The sequence below is a fragment of the uncultured Maricaulis sp. genome, assembly GCF_947259345.1.
Classification (GTDB): Bacteria; Pseudomonadota; Alphaproteobacteria; order Caulobacterales; family Maricaulaceae; genus Maricaulis.
The window spans coordinates 54890-74959 of record NZ_CAMYLS010000019.1 but is presented as its reverse complement, the minus strand read 5'-3'; the positions used below and the strand labels follow the sequence as shown (position 1 = coordinate 74959).

At 62.2% G+C, this 20070-nt stretch carries 18 protein-coding genes; 6 read left to right on the top strand and 12 right to left on the bottom strand.

Annotation, left to right across the window (positions count from 1 at the left end; all coding sequences use genetic code 11):
- Nucleotides 1-6 precede the first annotated feature (6 nt).
- Nucleotides 7-1128 (top strand): AI-2E family transporter, encoded by a 1122-nt coding sequence (locus Q0X62_RS08715; RefSeq protein ID WP_297734201.1) that lies wholly within the window; start codon nucleotides 7-9, stop codon nucleotides 1126-1128.
- Between the two features lie 104 nt (nucleotides 1129-1232).
- A complete protein-coding gene (locus tag Q0X62_RS08710) occupies nucleotides 1233-1634 on the top strand; it encodes a hypothetical protein (RefSeq protein ID WP_297734198.1) in 402 nt (133 codons plus the stop codon).
- Between the two features lie 136 nt (nucleotides 1635-1770).
- On the opposite strand, the gene Q0X62_RS08705 is transcribed toward Q0X62_RS08710, so the two are convergent.
- Nucleotides 1771-2505 carry a WYL domain-containing protein gene (locus Q0X62_RS08705; RefSeq protein ID WP_297734196.1) on the bottom strand — a complete coding sequence of 245 codons (735 nt, stop codon included), beginning with the start codon at nucleotides 2503-2505 and terminating at the stop codon, nucleotides 1771-1773.
- An 88-nt stretch (nucleotides 2506-2593) separates the two neighbouring features.
- Here Q0X62_RS08705 and Q0X62_RS08700 point away from each other — a divergent pair, with 88 nt between their 5' ends.
- On the top strand, nucleotides 2594-2953 hold the full coding sequence (locus Q0X62_RS08700; protein ID WP_297734193.1) for a VOC family protein: 360 nt from the start codon (nucleotides 2594-2596) through the stop codon (nucleotides 2951-2953).
- An 8-nt stretch (nucleotides 2954-2961) separates the two neighbouring features.
- Here the strand turns inward: Q0X62_RS08700 and Q0X62_RS08695 are convergent, their stop codons facing one another.
- The 3 genes from Q0X62_RS08695 to parC form a co-directional block, all read right to left on the bottom strand.
- Complete coding sequence (locus Q0X62_RS08695; protein ID WP_297734191.1) at nucleotides 2962-3987, bottom strand: M48 family metallopeptidase; 1026 nt, start codon at nucleotides 3985-3987, stop codon at nucleotides 2962-2964.
- Between the two features lie 3 nt (nucleotides 3988-3990).
- Nucleotides 3991-4542, bottom strand: coding sequence for a LemA family protein (locus Q0X62_RS08690; RefSeq protein WP_297734187.1), 552 nt, complete (start codon nucleotides 4540-4542; stop codon nucleotides 3991-3993).
- Between the two features lie 76 nt (nucleotides 4543-4618).
- Nucleotides 4619-6895 (bottom strand): DNA topoisomerase IV subunit A, encoded by a 2277-nt coding sequence (parC, locus tag Q0X62_RS08685; protein ID WP_297734184.1) that lies wholly within the window; start codon nucleotides 6893-6895, stop codon nucleotides 4619-4621.
- A gap of 221 nt (nucleotides 6896-7116) precedes the next feature.
- Here parC and Q0X62_RS08680 point away from each other — a divergent pair, with 221 nt between their 5' ends.
- Nucleotides 7117-8448: a S41 family peptidase gene (locus Q0X62_RS08680; protein ID WP_297734180.1), complete on the top strand. Its 1332-nt coding sequence runs from the start codon at nucleotides 7117-7119 to the stop codon at nucleotides 8446-8448.
- A gap of 426 nt (nucleotides 8449-8874) precedes the next feature.
- Here the strand turns inward: Q0X62_RS08680 and recO are convergent, their stop codons facing one another.
- A complete protein-coding gene (gene recO / locus Q0X62_RS08675) occupies nucleotides 8875-9603 on the bottom strand; it encodes a DNA repair protein RecO (RefSeq protein WP_297734178.1) in 729 nt (242 codons plus the stop codon).
- Nucleotides 9604-9721: 118 nt separating this feature from the next.
- On the bottom strand, nucleotides 9722-10195 hold the full coding sequence (locus Q0X62_RS08670) for a hypothetical protein (protein WP_297734175.1): 474 nt from the start codon (nucleotides 10193-10195) through the stop codon (nucleotides 9722-9724).
- Nucleotides 10196-10453: 258 nt separating this feature from the next.
- Here Q0X62_RS08670 and Q0X62_RS08665 point away from each other — a divergent pair, with 258 nt between their 5' ends.
- Both Q0X62_RS08665 and Q0X62_RS08660 read left to right on the top strand, forming a co-directional pair.
- Nucleotides 10454-11011: a hypothetical protein gene (locus tag Q0X62_RS08665; RefSeq protein ID WP_297734172.1), complete on the top strand. Its 558-nt coding sequence runs from the start codon at nucleotides 10454-10456 to the stop codon at nucleotides 11009-11011.
- Nucleotides 11008-14454: a hypothetical protein gene (locus Q0X62_RS08660; protein ID WP_297734169.1), complete on the top strand. Its 3447-nt coding sequence runs from the start codon at nucleotides 11008-11010 to the stop codon at nucleotides 14452-14454. Before Q0X62_RS08665 ends, Q0X62_RS08660 begins: the two co-directional genes overlap by 4 nt.
- Before the next feature lie 19 nt (nucleotides 14455-14473).
- Here the strand turns inward: Q0X62_RS08660 and era are convergent, their stop codons facing one another.
- The 6 genes from era to Q0X62_RS08630 are packed head-to-tail and all read right to left on the bottom strand — an operon-like array spanning nucleotide 14474 to nucleotide 20067.
- Nucleotides 14474-15418, bottom strand: a complete 945-nt coding sequence (gene era / locus Q0X62_RS08655) for a GTPase Era (protein WP_297734166.1) — start codon at nucleotides 15416-15418, stop codon at nucleotides 14474-14476.
- Complete coding sequence (rnc, locus tag Q0X62_RS08650; protein ID WP_297734163.1) at nucleotides 15411-16097, bottom strand: ribonuclease III; 687 nt, start codon at nucleotides 16095-16097, stop codon at nucleotides 15411-15413. The genes era and rnc overlap by 8 nt, the downstream gene beginning before the upstream one ends.
- A complete protein-coding gene (gene acpS, locus Q0X62_RS08645) occupies nucleotides 16090-16518 on the bottom strand; it encodes a holo-ACP synthase (RefSeq protein WP_297734160.1) in 429 nt (142 codons plus the stop codon). Before acpS ends, rnc begins: the two co-directional genes overlap by 8 nt.
- Nucleotides 16515-17258, bottom strand: coding sequence for a pyridoxine 5'-phosphate synthase (locus Q0X62_RS08640; RefSeq protein ID WP_297734157.1), 744 nt, complete (start codon nucleotides 17256-17258; stop codon nucleotides 16515-16517). The genes acpS and Q0X62_RS08640 overlap by 4 nt, the downstream gene beginning before the upstream one ends.
- Nucleotides 17255-17839 carry an orotate phosphoribosyltransferase gene (gene pyrE, locus Q0X62_RS08635; RefSeq protein ID WP_297734154.1) on the bottom strand — a complete coding sequence of 195 codons (585 nt, stop codon included), beginning with the start codon at nucleotides 17837-17839 and terminating at the stop codon, nucleotides 17255-17257. The genes Q0X62_RS08640 and pyrE overlap by 4 nt, the downstream gene beginning before the upstream one ends.
- The gene (locus tag Q0X62_RS08630; RefSeq protein WP_297734151.1) at nucleotides 17836-20067 is read right to left on the bottom strand and encodes a bifunctional (p)ppGpp synthetase/guanosine-3',5'-bis(diphosphate) 3'-pyrophosphohydrolase; all 2232 of its coding nucleotides are present in this window, start codon (nucleotides 20065-20067) and stop codon (nucleotides 17836-17838) included. The genes pyrE and Q0X62_RS08630 overlap by 4 nt, the downstream gene beginning before the upstream one ends.
- Nucleotides 20068-20070 lie beyond the last annotated feature (3 nt).

Below are 20070 nucleotides of genomic sequence, written 5' to 3'. Positions count from 1 at the left end.
GCGCCCGTGTCACCGCATCGCAAGCTGGAACTCCAGCGCGCCTTTGTCGCCGCGCTGGCACTGATCATCTCCGGCATCTTCCTGTGGATGATCCGCGACTATCTCGCCGCGCTCTTCCTCGCTGGCGTGATCACGCTATTCCTCGCCGGGCCGCATGACTGGCTCACCCGCAAATTGGGCAACCGGCGCGGGCTAGCGGCCGGCCTGCTGGTCACGGGGGCGGTCCTGGCCTTTGTGATTCCTGCCGCAATATTGATGGGCATCGTCGCCGAGCAGGCGATCGATGTGACCGGCATGGTCACGCCCTGGGTGCAGAGCCAGGTCAGTCAGATCCGCCAGGACGGGTTGGATGGCCTGCCTGACTGGTTACCTTTCCGCGACGAAATGATCGAGTATCAGGCCTCCATCACCGCCCAGATCGGCAATCTCGCCGGCACAGTCGGACGCGTCCTGGTCAATTCACTGCGCGCCGGGACGGGCGGCTTCCTGATCGCGACCCTGAACTTCTTCATCCTGGTTTATGCGCTCTTCTTCTTCCTGATGAGCGGTCGCCAGGCGGCACGGTCCGCAGTCACCCTCCTCCCGATGACGGTGGAGGCACGTGACCTGATGGCCGAACGCACGACCTCGACCATCCGCGCCACGGTAAAAGGGTCCTTCCTGATCGCATTGGTGCAAGGCGCCCTGACCGGAATCGGCCTGTTCTCCGCGGGTGTCCCCGGGTCGATCTTCTGGGCCGCCGTGGCCGCCTTGCTGTCCATCATACCGATGATCGGACCGCCGCTGATCTGGGTCCCGGCCGCGATCTGGCTGTTTGCCACCGGCCAACCCATTGCGGGCGCGGCCCTGGTCGCCTGGGGCGCGGTCGTGGTCTCGACATCGGACAATCTCCTGCGTCCCATCCTGGTCGGCAAGGACGCCAAGATGTCCGACTTGATGGTGCTGATATCGACCCTGGGCGGGCTGACCCTGTTCGGCGCCGTCGGCATTATCATCGGGCCGGTCATAGCCGCCTTATTCACCTCTGTTTGGTTCATTTTCCGCGAGAGCTTTGCCGGCTTGCTCGAGGAGGATGAAAACGGACCGGCCCCTGCCAGCGCAGAGCGCTCGGACGACAGCGAGCGCTGAGCTTCCTAAGGTGAGCGGGAAGCACGGCGATTCCGATACGACAGCTTTTGACCCATCTGCTTCCGGTACGCTAGGCTTGCGACCGGCGTGACCGGGGAGTGCGCATGTCTACCGAGAGTCGGCTCATTGCCATCATTCTGGCTGGTCTGATTGCGCTTCCGCTTTTCTTTACGGTTCAGATCGGACTGGCTGCGCTCGGCCTGACCCAATTCACGCTCGACCCACAGAATGCAGACTATGTCCTGCGCGCCACGCCATTATGGGCCCTGATCGCTCCGCCGCTACGCGTCCTCATCCTGTGCATTGCATTCCTGCTACTGGCCCGCCGATCGCGTTGGCTGGCGACGATCGCGCTGATTGATGTGGTCGTACACACAACGGGCTGGTTGACCATTATATCCAATGCCAGTTTCACCCTGCCAACCGGATTCATATCGTTCGGACTGCAAGGTGCTCTGATCTATGTCTTGATTCAGGCTGGCTATTTCCGCCCACGACAGTCCTGACGACCGCCGGACCGCCCGACACCCCGCTCCGGTACGCGAGAAGACGACGGGCGCACGCTTGCCCAGGAATTTCCCCGACACCCGGCGGCAGGAGACCCCGGAAAGGCAGGTTCAGGGCCGATGACCGCCCTGCCAATCAAAGCACCAGATCATCCCCGTCAAGGGATGGCGCGAAAACCGATTTGGGCAAAAGCCTAAAAGGCCTACCGGTTCGGCGAACATGCGACATCCGATCACATCGGAATGTCCGCGGGGCATCCCGCAGCCGATCGAAGGCGATGACGTACCAGACCGGATATTTGAGCAGGAGATAATGTGGCTCAATCCGACGCTCTGACCGGACGCCGTCTTCCCGCGCGTAATGGATAGTCAGGCATTCCTGGTCGATGAAGGCCTGGTGCAGCGTCTGCACAAGCATCTTCGCCGGCGACGCAATACCGGCCTGGACATGGGTCGATGCTGTGCTCCCGATCAGGATACGCGATTTCAGCCGCTTCACACGGTCGCGCTTTTCAGGAGAGAAAGAGGCGATCAACTGGCGCCGCACCGACGCCAGATTGGCCAGAAAGAGGGGCGATCCCATTTTTTCGGCGACATCAATACTGATCAGCAAATCAACCGCTTCCGGGTAGGCCAGATTCAGTCGGCCCACGCCCCAATTGCGATCCAGCCTCACCCCGCCACCCCGGCCGCGATCGGCGTCGATGGGCAGGCCCTGCTCGCGCATCAGGTCGAGATCCCGGGACACGGTCCGGACACTCACCCCGAGCTCGGATGCGAGGCCCTGAACCGTACACAACTCATCCTGCTTGAGCTGGGCCGCCAGCAATTCCAGCCGCCGGAGCCTGTCGATTGATCGGGTGCGCGCCATCTCACAAATAGGACATTGAATGACCTATTTGTCGATAGTCTGGATTTGTCGCCGGGAAAACTTCCCGGTCCAAGCGGGAGAGACACGCATGAGAATGAGCTATTTCGTTCTGGGCACAAACAACATCGACGCATCCACGAAATTCTATGACGCCCTTTTCGCGCAATCCGAAGTCGCACCGGCCATGCCCGCCGGGCGCATGACCTATTGGGTCGGCAAGGACTTCGCCTTTGCGATTGCGCGTCCCTTCAACGAAGAACCCGCCACGCCGGGAAATGGCACAATGCTGGGCCTGGATGTGGGCTCGCATGAGGCAGTTCATCGCCTACACAAGCTGGCGATCGAACTGGGCGGGACCTGTGAGGGCGAACCCGGCCAACGCGGCCCTTATTATTCCGGCTATGTCCGCGATCTGGACCGGAACAAGCTCTGCCTGTTCAGCCAATAGGGCGTGTCCTAAATCTCGGGTATGGCGCTTGTCGGGACCCGGCGCTTTCCGCCGGCGTGCTCGACCAGCATCTCGATCCGCTTCTCGATCGGCGGATGGGTGGCAAACACACCCATGAAGCCGGTCTTGGGGTTTTCAATGAACATTTCCCGGACTTCTTCCGGCGAGTCCTCGACCTCGGCATTGCCGGAGATTTTCTCCAGCGCCGAGATCATGGCGTCGGGATTGCGGGTCAGCTCGACAGCGCCGGCATCGGCCATGTATTCGCGGCGACGTGACAGGGAAAAGCGGATCACGATGGCGAGCAGATAGGCGATAGCGATGATGGCGAGGCCAATCACGATCACGAGCCCGCCGCCGCGCCCGCCCGACCGCCGGTCACCACCGGCACGCAGGCCCAGCCAGAAAATCCGCCGGAAGACGATCTCCGCAGCAAAGGAGATGATGCCGACAAAGATAATCGAGATGACCAGAAGTCGCACATCCTTGTGACGGATATGGGAAAGCTCGTGGGCCAGCACGGCTTCCAGCTCTGACTTGTTCAAACGTTGCATCAAGCCGCGCGTGACCGTGACAGTCGCCTGGCTCTCCGAGAGACCGGAGGCATAGGCATTGAGCGCGCCGCTTTCGATCACAGCCAGTTTCGGCATGGTCAGGCCGCGCGAAATACAGAGATTTTCCAGAAGGTTGTAGAGTTCCGGCTCGTCCTTGCGGGTAACCGGACGGGCGCCTGTGGCGGCATTGATCATCGACTGGTGAAAGAACCAGGCAATGACAAACCAGACCGCCGCGATACCCAGCGACCAGGCGCCGATCATCGGCAGACGGGCCAACTCGCTTGACCAGAGACTGGCCATCTCGCCCGCGGCCTTTCCCGAACCCGCGGACTGCCCCGGATCCAGGAAGCCGGTCATCAAAATGGTGAGGGCATAGCCGAGTGCGACCAGCAAAACCGGAAAGGCAGCCAGCAGGAAAACCGACCGCAGATTATTATTCCAGATATGGGTGCGGAGCCCGGCCGTGCCCCAGACCATGACCTAGAACTGCACCTTCGGGGCGCCGCGCTCGGCCTCGGCCACCTCGAAATATTCGCGCATCTTGAAGCCCATCGAATTGGCAATCACGACCGCCGGGAATTGCTCGGTCGAGGTGTTGTACTCATTGACCGCATTATTGAAGAAGCGGCGCGCGGCCGCGATCTTGTTTTCCAGATCGGCGAGCTCGGCCTGCAATTGCATGAAGTTCTGATTGGCCTTGAGGTCGGGATAGGCCTCCGACAGGGCAAAGAGCTGGCGCAAGGCACCGGAGAGCATGTTTTCCGCCCCGGCCAGATCCTTCACCGAGGTCGCATCAATCGCCGTCTGGCGCGCCTTGATGACATTTTCCAGCGTCTCCTTCTCGTGGCTGGCATAGCCTTTCACGGTCTCGACCAGATTGGGCACGAGATCATGGCGCTGCTTCAGCTGGACATCGATATCGCCCCAGGCCTGGTTGCAGGTCTGCCGCAGCGCGACCAGCCGGTTGTAGACCATGACCAAAAATACGCCGAGGGCGATGATCACGAGCAAAAGAATGATGCCGGTATCCATGCCTGTCTCTCCTTGAGCGGGCAAAACTGAAGATGTCACACCGGCCTGCGCGGTCGGTGCACGTTCAAATCACTACCTATTCCGCTTTCGCCTGGGAAGCGAGGAATTCCGAACCTCGCGGCGAGAAGCGCAGGGAACGTGGGAATCCGCGCGGCGCCATCTTGCCGGCCTGGGCCCGTTTTGCCGTCCACAAATGCCAGTCATCGAGGCTGAATCGACGCCCCGCCCCATCAAGCCAGGTCAGGCCGTCCTCGGCATTGAAAACGGTTGCATCGGCCAGCTTGGCCCCCTTGCCGCCGAGCAGCTTGACGCCCTTGCCGCGACTCATCACCGGGATGTCCTCGAGCTCGAAAACCAGCAGCTTCTTGTTCTCGCCGATCAGGGCACAGCGATCGCCCGTTGCCGGAATACACAGGAACGCCTCATCGCCTTCGGCGAGGTTGAGAATCTGCTTGCCGCCCTTCTTCATGGCGACGCAATCGCTTTCCTTGATGCGGAAACCGGAATTGCCGTCTGACGCGACAAGGAGTGTGCGCTCCGGATCGTATTTGAACAGACCGATCGGCGCCGCGTCGTCCGGCAGATCGACATGCAGGCGCACCGGTTCGCCATGGCCGCGGCCACCCGGGAGTTTCGAGGCTTCCAGCGTGTAGAACTTCCCGTCCGTGGCGAACATGAGGAGCTTGTCGGTGGTCTCGCATTTGACTGCGAAGGCCGACTTGTCGCCCTCCTTGAACTTGAGCTCGGTGACGTCGTTGATATGACCCTTCAACGCCCGCACCCAGCCGCGTTCGGACAGGACAGCGGTGATGGGCTCGCGCACCACGAAGGCCTCGATGGGCGCATCGCCGGAGATGTCAGGCGCCTTGTCGAAGACGGTGCGGCGTTTGCCGAGCGGGGTGGTTTCGGCATAAAGCTCGCCGAGTCTGGTGACTTCGCCACGCACCTTGTCCCATTGCAGGGCCGTAGAACCGATCAGCTCCTGGAGGCTCTTGCGCTCGACGCGCAGACTCTTGTCTTCCTTGCGGATTTCAAGTTCTTCCAGCTTGCGCAAGGCCCGCAGGCGCATATTGAGAATGGCTTCCGCCTGACGCTCGGTCAGTTCGAAATGCGCCATCAGCTTGGCCTTCGGCTCATCCTCGAAGCGGATGATGCGGATCACCTCGTCCAGATCGGCATAGACGATGAGATAACCGGCCAGCACTTCCAGCCGGTCCTCGACCTTGGCCAGACGCGTCGTGGCCCGCCGCACCGCGACCTCGCGGCGATGCTCGAGCCAGATCTGCAAGACTTCGCGCAGGCTCATCACCCGCGGCACGCCCTTCGGGTCGAGCACATTGAGGTTCAGCGAGACCCGGGTTTCCAGATCGGTCAGCTTGAACAAGCTCTCCATGAGCATGTCCGGATCGACCAGTTTGGATTTCGGCTCCAGTATCAGGCGGATATCTTCGGTACTCTCATCAAGGACATCATCCAGCAGCGGCAGTTTCTTGGCATCCATCAGCTGGGCGATGCGTTCAACCAGTTTGGATTTTTGCACAAGGTACGGGATCTCTGTGACCACGATGCGCCACATGCCGCGACCGATATCTTCCTTCTCCCACTTGGCCCGCACCCGGAAACCACCGCGTCCCGTCTCATAGGCCGAGCGGATCGCTTCGGGCGGTTCGACAATCGTGCCGCCGGTGGGCAGGTCGGGCCCCTTGATGTGCTTGAGGAGCGCTTCGGTTTCGGTTTCGGGGTTGTCGATCAGCGCCATGGCCGCGGCGCAAATCTCGGCGACATTGTGAGGCGGCACCGAGGTGGCCATGCCGACGGCGATACCGGTCGAGCCATTGGCCAGAAGATTGGGAAAGGCACCGGGCAGGACCAGGGGTTCACGCTCGGACCCGTCATAGGTTTCCTCGAAATCGACCGTGCCCTGGTCGATATCCTGCAGCAGCAGCTCCGCCGCTTTGGTCAGGCGCGCTTCGGTGTAACGCATGGCGGCAGCACCATCGCCGTCGATATTGCCGAAATTGCCCTGCCCCTCGACCAGCGGATAGCGCGAGGCGAAATCCTGGGCCAGACGGACCAGCGCCTCATAGACCGACTGGTCGCCATGCGGGTGGTATTTACCGATCACATCACCGACCACACGGGCCGATTTCTTGAACGCCTGGTCCGGGTTCAGCTTCAGCTCGCGCATCGCATAGAGGAGACGGCGATGAACCGGCTTCAGACCATCGCGGGCATCAGGCAAGGCCCGCTGGGTGATCGTCGAAAGCGCATAGGCGAGATATCGCCGCGACAGCGCCTCGTCGAACTTCTCCTCGATGATATGCCCGCCGTCGGGATCAAAATGATCGCCCATGAAGCCCACCTGACTGATTCGTGTTTGTCCCAGTATAGGCAGGGCTGACGGGCAAGGCAGGGTCCGGACGCAGGATTAGCTGTGGGGAAGGTCCCGCACTCCGGCACCAGATCCCGAGCACTGCCCGATCAGATCTGCTTCGTGACCCAACCGTCAGCTAGTGCCCATATTGCGGTGATAGGGCGCGCGGTAATTCAGGCTGCCAAGGCTTGGAGGGCAGAATGAAAACCGTGATTTCAATAATCGCTGCGGCATGTCTCGGCACAGCCGCCTTGGCGCAGGACGACATGATCGACAGCGCACAGCGTACAGCCGCCATCGACGAACTGGGACGCCTGATTGCGGACCAGTATTATGACGCCGAGGCAGGCGCACGGATCCAGGATACTCTCCTGAGCTTCGCCGAGACCCGCGAAGCAGGCGAAATCGGTCATGGCGGCGAGCTCGCAGCTGTGCTGACCGAACGCCTGCAGGCACTCGATCGACATTTTGACATTCAATGGCGCGGCGTTGAGGAGATTGCCAGGACGCGCGCCGAGTGGGCGCAGGCGGACGTGGCCAGCGCCGAGACTGAAGCCGAACCGGACCCCGACAGATGGGCATCCCTGCGCCGACGCAATTTCGCCTTCGCGGATGTCAGCGTGCTCGACGGCAATATCGGCTATCTCAACCTGACGGGCTTCGCGCCGATCGAGGTCGCCGAGCCGACCGCGCATGCCGCGCTCGACTTCATCGCCCACACGGATTCGGTGATCATCGACCTGCGCGAAAACGGCGGCGGCGCACCGGACATGGTGCAATACCTGCTCAGCCACTTCCTGCCTGAAGGCGAGGCATTGCACTACAACACATTCCGGACCCGCGTCGGCGAGGTCATGGACATGCGCACCCTGCCCCGTCACCCGGCCGGCCACCGGCCTGAAGTACCACTCTACATCCTCGTCAGCCCGGACACGCTGTCAGCCGCCGAGGCGCTGGCCTATCACCTTCAGGCCATGGGTCGGGCCGTCATTGTCGGGGACGTCACAGCGGGCGGCGGCAATCCCGGCGACTTCTTCCTCGCCTCGACGGGCTATTCCATCTTTATCCCGACGGCGACCTCCATCAGCCCGTTCACCGGGACGAACTGGGACGGGACCGGCGTCGTACCGGATATCGAGATCGACGCGGACGACGCCATGGACCGCGGGCTTTTCGAAATCTATCAGCGCATCGTCGAGACGTCCGATGACGGCAATGCCGCGATGATAGCGGATTGGCTCCTGGCGCCCCTGTCGGCCCGCTTCTCGCCCTGGACCCCCGACACACACGCACTCATGGCCTTTGTCGGACAGTACGGTCCCCGCCGCGTCTGGCTGGAAGGCGAGCGCCTGATGTATCAGCGCGATGATCGCGATCCGACGGAGCTCTTGCCGATCATGCCGGGCACCTTCCGCTTTGCCGACAGCGAGGACTATCTGATCGACTTCCTGGGGTATGAAACGGGACGCGCCGAAGCGCTTGCCCTGCGGGTCGAGGGCGGCATGACAGCTCCCGCGCCGCGTTCGGATTGAGCGCGTCGACTGGAGCCGAATTCATCAATGCCTGACCGGTTTCAGGAGCACGGAACGGGCAGATCGTCGAGCGCGCAGAGGCGAAGTATCGCCGCGGCAACGCCTCCTTGGATCTCTCCTCGATGCTATGCCCGCTGCCGGCATCAAAATGATCGCCCATGAAACCCACTTGGCTGATTCGTGTCTGGGTCAGTAAATTCAGGGCTGGCGAGCAAGGAAGGCGCCGGACGCTGGATTAGCTGTGGGGGAGTAAGGGACGGGCGACCGACGCGTCCCCCTAGTCGAAACAAGCGCGGTTGGTGATCCTCTCACGCATCTGACGGAGGATTATTCCATGGAAACGCTTTGGTCTGATTTCTGGTGGGTGGTGATTTTGCTTGTGCTCATTGTCGCCGGTGGTGGCATTCAGTGGTCACGCAGAAAGCGCTAAAGCCGCCCCACCCGCTCCAGCTCCGCCATCAACCTTCCCCGCGCCTCGGGCAATTGCTTGTCGATCGGCCATAACACGCGGCGTTCCAGGAAATAGCCGGTCAGGGCGAGGCCACGTGCGATATCGCCCTCGGCGATCTTGCCCGAGCCGGCCATGAAGGGCGGGAGTTCGAGGAGCTTGGGGGCGTAGGGGGCGGCTTCCTCGCGGCAGACGGCACGGCCGGTGCGCGGCGAGATATGGGTGAGGTCCTCGGTCACGCCCGTCACCGCGCAAGCCGACATGTCGAGCCCATAGCCCAGGTCTGACAACAGGCCTGCCTCCCAACGCACATAGAGTGCCGGCCAGATATCGGGGTTGTCGAAGGCGCCCAGAAGCAGCTGGAAGCCCTGGTGGACGCGCGGATGGGCTTCGCGTTCGGGCAAGCACATCACGGCAACCGCACACGCGGAATTGAGAGCGGCCAGCGCAGTGCGATCCTCCATCACCATGCCGGCGGTGAGGTCATCCGCCTCGATCTGGAACATGCCGAGATGTTCCGACAGGCGGGCGCGCCAATTGACATTGATCTGATTGCCCGGCTGCAGGATCGGCCGCATGGAGCGCGAACGCGCTCCGCGCACCAGCCCGGCATGACGCCCCTGCTCCGCCGTCAAAACCTCGACGATTGCCGACGTCTCGCCATGCGGCCGAACCGCCAGCACTATACCCTGATCACGCCATTCCATGGAGTGGTTGTAGGTGACTCGTCACCAAGCAGCATCCAGCAAATGCCGGAATACACGCGAAACGATCCATTGGCGCTCCACCCCGACCGGCAAAAAACTGGCATGATCGCGTGAAAATCTAACCCGCGAGATCAAGCCGCACCGGTACGGTCGGCGCCAGACGGCCGTCAATGAGCTCGAATGTCAGGATGACCGCCGACTCGGATCTCTCGCCATCGAACATGTCCACATAGAGGACGCTCAGCGTGCACGCCTCGGAGGCGCTCACACAGCTATCCATCAATTCCGCGTGGTTGGGACCGCCGACATCCTCATTGGCCGTCGGCAGTGAACCGAAAAGACTCGCCAGGACACCCGGCAAGTTGTGTGACAGGCCCTGCGCATCGAGCACACCGACATAATCTGAACCTTCCAGGTCGATGGGATGGTCCGGGCCCGCGAGGATCAGTGCTTCGAGCACCTGAGCGCTCAAAAATTCATCCAAAGGCGCTTTCGGATCTGCACGCTGAGCGGCAACCGACGTGGTGATTATCAAGGCAACAAGTACAGAAGCCGCGGTCTTGAGCGCTTCCCGAACAGGCAAGTAGGGCATGGGTTTTTTCCGTGTCTTTGATCGAGGTCAGTCGTCAGGATGTTCGCGACAGGCCAAGACCTGGCCCACGGCAGCCGTCAGCTATCCAGCAAGTCTAAGCAGCGCGACACCCGCTCTGCAAGCGCGTTAAATTCATTGGCGTCGCCCCACCCTCGCCTCTGGCTTGTATGGCGCCCCCCTGCTGCTAGTGTTTGGTCCTCAAATGGGGAAATGCAGATGGCGGCATCGGGTAGAATGCGGTTCGGGCTCGCCGGATTAATGGCGGTTGTCCTGACGGCTTGCAGCGGGGGTGATGACTCGGCCGAGCTCGAAACGACGGACCCCATTGCGCCCCCGGTGATCGAGACCCAGCCTGACATCTCACAGGTCGCAGAGCCGCAATCAGCCGCTGAACCGGCGACGCAGCCGGCGCCTGACAAATCTCCTGACCGCCCCGAGACCGAGACGCCGGCCGCCCCTCAAGGCGTGACGGTGGACACCCTCGCTGCCACGGAATCACGCCCGCCCTGCGGCGGGTCGTCGACCTGCGTGCATGCCGGGTCCATCTCCGGCGGCCATGGAGAACCGGGGATCGAGGTGCATTACGACCCGGAACGCAATGACGCGATTGTCCGGTGGGGCCATGCCCTGGGCGACGTTATCGCCTGCGCGGATGGCGGCGATACGATCACCGCCTGTGTCGCGGACGCGCCGTTCGACCAGTCCTGCAAGGATGAATTTGACCGCTTGTCCGGGCTGGCCGACGAGCTGGCCGCCTTTGATGCCGTATTCCTGAGCGCAGGAAGTCCGTGTCGCCCGCAGGAGGGTCAGCCATGAACCGCAAGCTTGCCGCCCTGACCGTCCCGGTCGCCGTCGGACTGGCGCTGACGGCCTGGGATACCCGCGTCATCACCGGCGACCCCTGGATGTCGATCTATCAGGAGGCACCATCTGCCAGCCTGCCTGAACACAGCCATGTCAGCGACGACACCTTTGATTATCTCGACCCTTCAGGCGATTTGCGTCGGCTGTTCGGACGCGGTGGCAGCGCGACCCTGGATGTCGTCGATCTGAACGCCAGTCATTTCCGGGCCGATGAAATGGCCGAGACGGCCCGTGCGGGAGATGACCCGGACACCGATGTCGAAGAACGCCGCATCCCACCACCGGGGCATTTTGCCGGCCTACCAGATTATAGCTATGCGATGTATGACTGGCTCAACAAGAATACGACTTGTCCAGCTTTTAGGGATTCCGCCTATACGTGGCGCTGCCATGAGTTTTTCGGCTGGCTGGGAGGCCTGAACTCGGTCCATTTCGGATCGCAGGCGACCGAGATGTACGCGCATCATCACCGCAATGCGCTTGCCCTCGCCGGTCGCGCCCGCGAGATGCGCGATGCGATGACGGAGCCCGAACGCGAACTCTATGCGGACGAATTGAAAGAGGCCGAATTGCTGGCGCTTGCCTATGAAGGCTACGCCCAGCATTTCCTTCAGGACCGGTGGGCGATCGGCCATATGTGGGAGCGCTGGGACGCGCCCGACCCACAGCAGATGCCGGTCAGCCTGCCTCAGCACATCCTGATCGGCGGCCTTGCCGGGCTCATCCACGGCTCGGAATCCCTGATCAATCAACATCGCTGGATGCAAATTCTCCTGACCCGGGCCGACCCGATGTCGTCTCCTGTGCCCGGGCCGGACAATGTCGCCATCCCGATGGAATATCGCCATGTTCGGGCGGACGGCGCCGGACCAGCCACCCCCGCAATCGGGGATGAACGCTTCCAGGACGCCTTGGACAATAATTTCAGCCTGAGCAGCTATTACTCTGACGCTGCCGATCAGGCGCTTCATGTCCCGACCCAGCTGGCGGGCCTGAGACAATGCGCGGGCGCGGGCTGGTCCGAGGTCATCCGTGCGCTGGGCCCGAATGATGCGGGAGGCTTTGGCATTTATCAGGCCCCGCTCTCCGCTTCCGCGCCGGACTTTGCTGTCATCGACAGGGATGATTGCTGGAATATGTGGGCGACCAATGAGTCGATGATGACCGGTCTGCTGGGCCCCAACCCCGAACGATCAATCGCCTTGATTGCGGCGGTGGACTTCACTGTTCCCGGGGATAGCCCGACCCTTGCCGAATATCAGTTCTCCAGTGCCACCCAGGTTGTCGGCGACCGGGCAGAACTGGTCGCCTATGCGGCCCGGCTTTGGCTTTATGGCCGCGATGAGCCCGAAGGCACGCAGGTCGCGCGCGGCGAGATGATTTCATTCGCCCACAGCGTCGCGAGTCTCTTCGGCTTCGAAAATCTGGCCAATCCCAATACGATCTGGGACTTCCAGGAAGGCGGTTCCTATGGTTTGCCCAGCTATGTCGAACCGGTCGGACTGGTCACCGAGGGTGCTGGCGGAACCGTCGCGACCCTGCCTGAAACAGATGTGCGCGGCCGGGATATCGAGACCCTATACGGCGCATTCACCGGCGCACAATCCGATTACTGGTGCGAGAATCGTGACGTGCTGCAGGACCTGCGTGCCGAGCCGACAACCCGCAATCGCCAATTATGCGAAGACATTGCGGGGCGGATGTATCAGGGGACGCACCCCGGCTATGGCGGCCCCAACACGCAAGAGCGCTTGTTTCAATCCAGCCCCGTGCGCTCGATCTGCCAGATCCGAGATGTCGGTGTGGAGTCAGACCAGATCGATGACCCGGACAATCCCTACTGGCTCGATCAGGGATATGTGCCATCAAACCCGGCACGGCCGGGCCACCGCCCCCGCTTCACGGATCAGGCGGCCGTTGCCAATTGGTGTGCTCGGGTCCCCGTCATCACCCTGGTGGATGAGCCTGAACTGCGCGACCAGAACATCGTCGCCCTCCTCTCGATTGACGACGATCAGCTGATCCTGAATGGCCAGGATTTTGGCGATCAGCCGGGCCTGGTTATGGCAAAACCGACCGGAATCGGTCGCGCTCGCCCCCTGGAGACTGTCATCAGCTGGAGCGATACCCAGGTCGTATTGGATGTCTCAGAATATGACTGGGATGCCGGCGATGACTACGCCGTGACGCTCCGTCCCGCCTACGAAACCAGTCTTTGGACGCGCGGTCCGACGGTCAGCGACTATTATGTGCGGGTTCGTGAACCGATCGAGATCGAGACAGTTGAGCTGGATCTCGGAGGGGCCGGGCCGTGCATGACGCCCGTACCGAACTTCGAGATCGTCAATCTGCGGCAATCCATCAATCCCACAATGACGTCCGACGCGCTCACCGAGCTCGCTGGAGAGTTCTCCTCTGACGTCGATCAGGTGCGGGGGTATTACGCGGCTCAACTGGTCTGCATGCAACAACTCGCCAGCGAGCGCACCCAGACCTTGCGGGACGGGGCCGATCTGGGGGTCGACCTGATCGAGGCAAGGCGCGGCCAATACTATTATCTGACCCGACTGAACGCTCCGCTCGGCGTTGAGATGATGGTCAATTCTCCGCCCCATGACCAGACCGATGCCTATTTGTGGCAAGATCTCTACACGACCTATATCGAGCAGTTGCAGGGCTCGATCCGATTCCTTGAAGGCACTGACCGGGTGGTGCAGGCATGGGCGCAGGCTCAGGCTTCCGATCCGCCATTGACCCGCGGCAATGTGGACCTTTCCGACTTGATCTGGTCGTCCGGCAGCGTTCAGGACGTGCTCGAGCAAGGCTTTCAGCCAAGCCCGACAAGCCCGTCCTCAGCCTCTCCCAATATGCCGCGGGAGGTCATGGCGGCCTTGCAGCAAATGTCATTTGTTGGCGTGGGCCTTGACCTGGAAATGCTCGGTGACGGCGCGCTGGCAAATGCGGAAGAAACACTCAGAGGCCTGCGCACATGGACACAGGTGCAGCACTCCCTGACCCAAAGCGCCATTCCGCAACTCAGAAATGAGATGAACCATCTTCAAAACGAGACCGAGCGCCTGCTGGATGAATCGCTGAGCGCGCATACCCCGGAGGACTGCACCAGCCTGATGAATATACCGGGCTGCCTGGTTTACGGCAATGACGCTGATCTCGATGGTTACTACGAGACAGCCAACTGGATCGACGCCCTCACAGGCGGAATCGCTCGACCTGAACCCCAATATCTCAGCTCATTGAGTGGCCTGTTCCAAACGCCGGACGGGTATCAGCGAAGCCTGCTCACCTGGCCGTCCGAAGATTCGTACCAGGCTTCGATTGCCGGGCCGCGCGGTGCGGGTACGCAGATCGTCAGGCCGACTGGCTCGCCGAAATAGGGAGAGGCCAGAACCGTCCCTAGACGTCAAAATCCAGACCCACATCCTTGTAGTGCGAGCGACGGGCCATCCATTTGGCGTCGACCTTCACATTGAGGAAGAGGTGAACCTTGCAGCCCAGCACGGTCTCCAGCTCCTTGCGGGAGGCTTCTCCGATCGCCTTAACGGCGCTGCCGCCCTTGCCCAGCACGATGGGTTTCTGGGTTTCGCGCTCGACGATGATGGATTGCTCGATGCGCAGCGAACCATCGCGCAGCTTCTTCCACACCTCGGTCTCGACCATGGAGGCGTAGGGCAATTCCTCGTGCAGGCGCAGATAGACTTTCTCGCGCGTGATTTCGGCAGCGAGGATGCGGGCCGGCAGATCGGCGACCTGGTCTGCGGGGTAGTGCCAGACGCCTTCCGGCATCAGGCCGGCGATGAACTCGCGCAGCTGCGGCACGCCCGACCCGGTCTTGGCCGAGATCATGAAGACCTCGGAATAAACCCCGGTCTCGTAGAGCTCTTGCGAGATCGCCAGAAGCTGGTCGCGCGGCATGAGATCGACCTTGTTGAGGACAAGGATGGCCTTCTGCTCGGTCTTCTTCAGGCCCTCGGTGACGCGGTCATCATCCTCGACCATGCGGCTGTCACCGCTCTTGGAACCGCCATGAACCATGCGGGCGCGGGCACCGGCATCGACGACATGCATGATAGCATCGGCCTCACCGGCGCCGGACCAGGCCGCCGCGACCATCGACTTGTCGAGCCGCGTCTTGGGCGCAAAAACGCCGGGCGTGTCGACGAGGACGATCTGGGTCTGGCCGGCCAGCGCCACGCCGCGCACGGCGAAACGCGTCGTCTGCACCTTGTGGGTGACGATGGTGACCTTCTCGCCGACCAGCGCGTTCACAAGGGTGGACTTGCCGGCATTGGGCGAACCGATGACCGCGGCAAAACCGCAGCGTTGGGGAGTGTCAGACATGCTGTCCTTCGCGTTTCAGGAGCGCTTCCGCGGCGGCCCGTTCGGCCGCCTGCTTGGAACCGCCCTCGCCCACAGCGGGCGTGAGAGATGAAAGTGTGACTTCCACGGTAAAGACCGGCTTGTGATCCGGTCCGGAGCGTTCGGTGAGCGTATAGCGTGGCGCGCCGAAGCCGACGCGCGCGGCCCATTCCTGCAGCGCCGACTTGGCATCGGCCGGCTTGGTCTTGAGCGCGTCGATCCGCGGGCCCCAGTGATGATCGAAAAAGACCTGCACGGCCGCCCGTCCACCATCGAGATAAATCGCTGCCATCAGGGACTCGCAAGCATCGCCAAGGATGGAATTCTTGTTTCGACCGCCGCCTTTTTCCTCGGATTTGCCAATCCGCAGGGCGGCGCCGAGATCGACCTCGCGGGCGACATCGGCGCAGGTTTCCTTGCGCACCATGGAATTGAGCCGCGGCGCCAGCGCGCCTTCATCGGCCTTGTCGAAGGCCTTGAACAGGGCTTCCGCCGTCATCAGGCCCAGCACGCGGTCGCCGAGAAACTCCAGGCGCTCATAGGTCGGAATGGTCCGGCGCCCTTCGGCGAAACTGCCATGGGTCAGGGCGCGCTCGATCAGGCTCTTGTCGGTGAAAACATAGCCGATGCGCTGCTCCAGCTGGGCGATCGGGTCAGCCATGGGCGAGCCCGTCAAAATGATGACCCAGCGGCCGGGCTTCCAGCACGACAAAGGCCTGGGCCCAGGGATGGTCATCGGTGATGGTGATATGGGCAAAAGGCTCATGCCCGTGCGGGGTCAGTGCCAGGGCGCGCTCCAGGGCTCGGCCCTTGAACTCCAGCGTCGGTTTGCCGCCCGGCAGATTCACCACGCCGATCTCCTTCCAGGAAACTCCGCGCGCAATCCCGGTGCCGAGCGCCTTGGCACCGGCCTCCTTGGCCGCAAAGCGCTTGGCATAGCTCGCCGCCCGCATCCGCCGCTTGTCGGACTTGGCCTGCTCGATCTCGGTGAAGACACGCTGGATGAAGCGATCACCAAAACGCTCGATCGACTTCTCGATACGCCGGATATCCATCAGGTCGGATCCAAGGCCGATGATCATGAGCCCGCCCGCGCTTCCTCAATCAGCCCGCGCATCGTTCCCACCGCCTCGCGCAGGCCGCGGAAGATGGCTTCGCCGATCAGGAAATGGCCGATATTGAGTTCGATCACTTCCGGGATGGCGGCGATGGGTTTGACGGTGTCATAGGTCAGCCCGTGACCGGCATGGACTTCCAGACCGCGCTCATGGGCAATCGTGGATGCCGCCTGCAGACGTTTGAGGTGATGCTCGACCTTGGCCGTGTCGCCTGCGAGGAAAGCCTCGCAATAGGCGCCGGTGTGGAGCTCCACCACGGCAGCCCCCATGGCTTCGGCGACGGCGATCTGGACCGGGTCGGGCTCGATGAAGAGCGAGACGCGGCTGCCGCCTTCGCGGAGCTGGCGAACATAGGGCGCGATCACATTGTGGCCGGCGGCGACATCAAGACCGCCCTCGGTGGTGCGTTCCTCACGCTTTTCCGGGACAAGGCAGACCGCGTGCGGCTTGTGGCGCAGGGCGATGTCCAGCATTTCCGGCGTGGCCGCCATTTCCAGATTGAGCGGCAGATCGATCTCGGCCATCAGCCGGTCGATATCGGTATCGGTGATATGGCGACGGTCTTCGCGCAGATGCGCGGTAATCCCGTCGGCACCGGCCTCGGAGGCCTGGCGCGCGGCGCGCACCGGATCAGGATGCTCGCCCCCGCGTGCATTCCGGATCGTCGCCACATGGTCGATATTGACGCCGAGACGAATACTCATGCCAGGCCGCGGCTCCCGGGCTTGATGGCCGGGATGGCTTCCAGTTCCGGCGGCAGCTGGTCGGCCGGATAGGCCGGCACCTTGTATTCGGTCAGCGCGATCAGCGGCACGCCGACATCAGCCTCACCGCCCGAGCGGTCCACCAGGCAAGCCTCGGCAATCACCGTGGCGCCGGTCTTGTTGATGGCCTCGATGCATTCACGCGAAGACAGGCCGGTCGAAACGATGTCCTCGACCACGAGGACCTTGTCGTCACTGGTCAGCTCGAAGCCGCGACGCAGGGTGAACTCGCCATTCTCGCGCTCGACATAAAGGCCCTTGAGGCCCATCTGACGGGCCATCTCATAGCCCGGCACAATCCCGCCGACCGCCGGCGAGACGATCACCGTCGGGGCGTCGCCCAGCTCGGCGCGCACTTTTTCGGCCAGGGCCTTGCACAGGCGCTCGGTTCGTTCCGGCTCGGAGAAGACACGCGCCTTCTGCAGAAAGACGGCGCTGCGCAGGCCGGAGGAGAGGATGAAATGGCCCTCGAGCAGGGCACCGGCGGCACGAAACTCGGCCAGGACTTCTTCGCGGGTCATTCTTCCTTGATCTCCTCGACTTCCGCGCGCGCCCGTTCGGCGGAGACAACAGTCTCGCACATGCGCACAGCGGCCAGAATATTTGCCAGATGGCGGGTATCGAACACTTCGACATCAAATTCCATGTCGAAGAAGTCGGCGGCCCGGTTTCGGGTGGTCACGCTGGCGATATTGCCGCGATTTTCCGATACGGTCATGGCGATTTCGGCCAGAGCGCCAGGCTCATTGTGCATGACGGCATTGATGCGGGCGATCGAGACGGCATTGCCCTCGGCCTCTGCCGTCCAGGCGAGATCGAGCCAGTCATCCATCGACCCTTCCTCGAATTGGGCCAGGCGTTCGCAATCAATGGTGTGGATCTCGATGCCCTTGTCCTTGCGCAGGAGGCCGATAATCCGGTCGCCGGGCAAAGGTGAGCAGCATTCGGCGAAGTGCAGGGTCACGCCCTGGGTCAAACCTCGGCCCCGCACATAGAGACGCGCCTTTGAGTCCTGGATCAAGTCGCGGCTGGTGGTGTCCTCGCGCTCGTCGAGCCGCCCCGGGAAAGCCGCATTGAGCAGGTCACCCGACGTGATCCGGCCGCGTCCGAGCGTCTCATACATCTCGTGGATATCCTTGACCTCCAACCGCGACAGAGCGTCCTTGAGATCATCCTCGATCAGGGTCCGACCCTCGCGGCGGAAGGCGTGCTCGGCCATGATCTTGCCAATACGGTGGAATTCGTCGCGCTCGCTTTCGCGGATCAGGCGGCGGATCGCAGCCCGCGCCCGACCGGTCACGGCGAGATTCTCCCAGCCCGCCGGCGGCTGACGCACCCCGCCCTTCACGATGGCGACGACATCACCATTATGCAGACGGGTCCGCAGCGGTCGCTCCCGACCATTGATCTTGGCCGCCACCGTGGTGTGGCCGAGCTCGGTATGGACGGCATAGGCAAAGTCCAGCGGCGTTGCTCCGACCGGCAGGGAGATAAGATCGCCCTTGGGCGTGAAGCAGTAAACCTGGTCAGCAAACATCTCGAGCTTGGCATGCTCGAGGAATTCTTCCGGATCGCCGCCCTGATTGAGGATTTCCACGAAAGGACGCAGGCGTTCCAGCGGATCGCCACCGGCGGCCTCGGCCGCGGCCGGATCATAGGTGTAGGTTGAATTCTTGTAACGCCAATGCGCCGCCACGCCGCTCTCGGCGACCGATTCCATCTCTTCAGTGCGGATTTGCAGCTCGACCCGCACATTCTTCGGTCCCATCACCGTGGTGTGCAGGGAGCGATAATTATTCGGCTTGGGCAGGGAAATGAAATCGCGAAAGCGTTCCGGCACACAGCGCCAGGCCTGGTGAATGACGCCCAGCGCCCGATAGCAATCATCCGGCGTGTTGACGATCAGGCGGAAGGCATAGATGTCGGCGATTTCCTCGAAAGTCAGCCCCTTGCGCTCCAGCTTGCGCCAGATCGAATAGGGCCGCTTCTCGCGACCGAATATCCGGCCATCAATACCGGCTTGGGCGAGACTGTCGGTCATCGCCGCAGAGACCGAGGAGACTTCCTGGGCGTGCTGCTCGCGGAGCCGTTTCAGGCGGGTATTGATCGATTCATGGGCGGCGGAATTGAGATGCTCGAAGGCCAGGTCTTCCAGCTCGACACAGACCCGGTTGATCCCGATCCGGCGGGCCAGCGGCGCGTAGATTTCCAAAGTCTCGAGCGCGATCCGCTCGCGCTTGTCCTGGCGCGAGATGGCGTCGAGCGTGCGCATATTGTGCAGGCGGTCGCACAGCTTGACGATCAGGACGCGGACATCGGCCGAGATGGCGACCACCAGCTTTTGAAGATTTTCAGCCTGTTTGGTGCGCTTGGAGCGCAATTCCATCTGGCCGAGCTTGGTGACACCATCGACCAGGCCCGCGACCTCCTCGGAGAAGGCGCTCGTGAGGTCTTCCAACGTGGCGGGCGTGTCTTCGACCGTGTCATGGAGCAGGCCAGTACAAACCGTCGCCACATCCATGCGCAGCTCGGCCAGGATCATCGCGACCTGGGCGACATGTGCGAAATAGGGTTCACCCGACTGGCGGCGCTGCGGCCGGTGCGCTTCTTCCGCAAAGTCATAGGCACGCCGAACAAAGTCGGCATCGACCTTGGGAAAATAGCGTCGAATACGCGCTATCAGCTCGTCCGCACTTGGTATGGCGGGCGGCGGCGATGCCAGTTCTGGTGACGTCGCGCCGGGGGTCAAGAC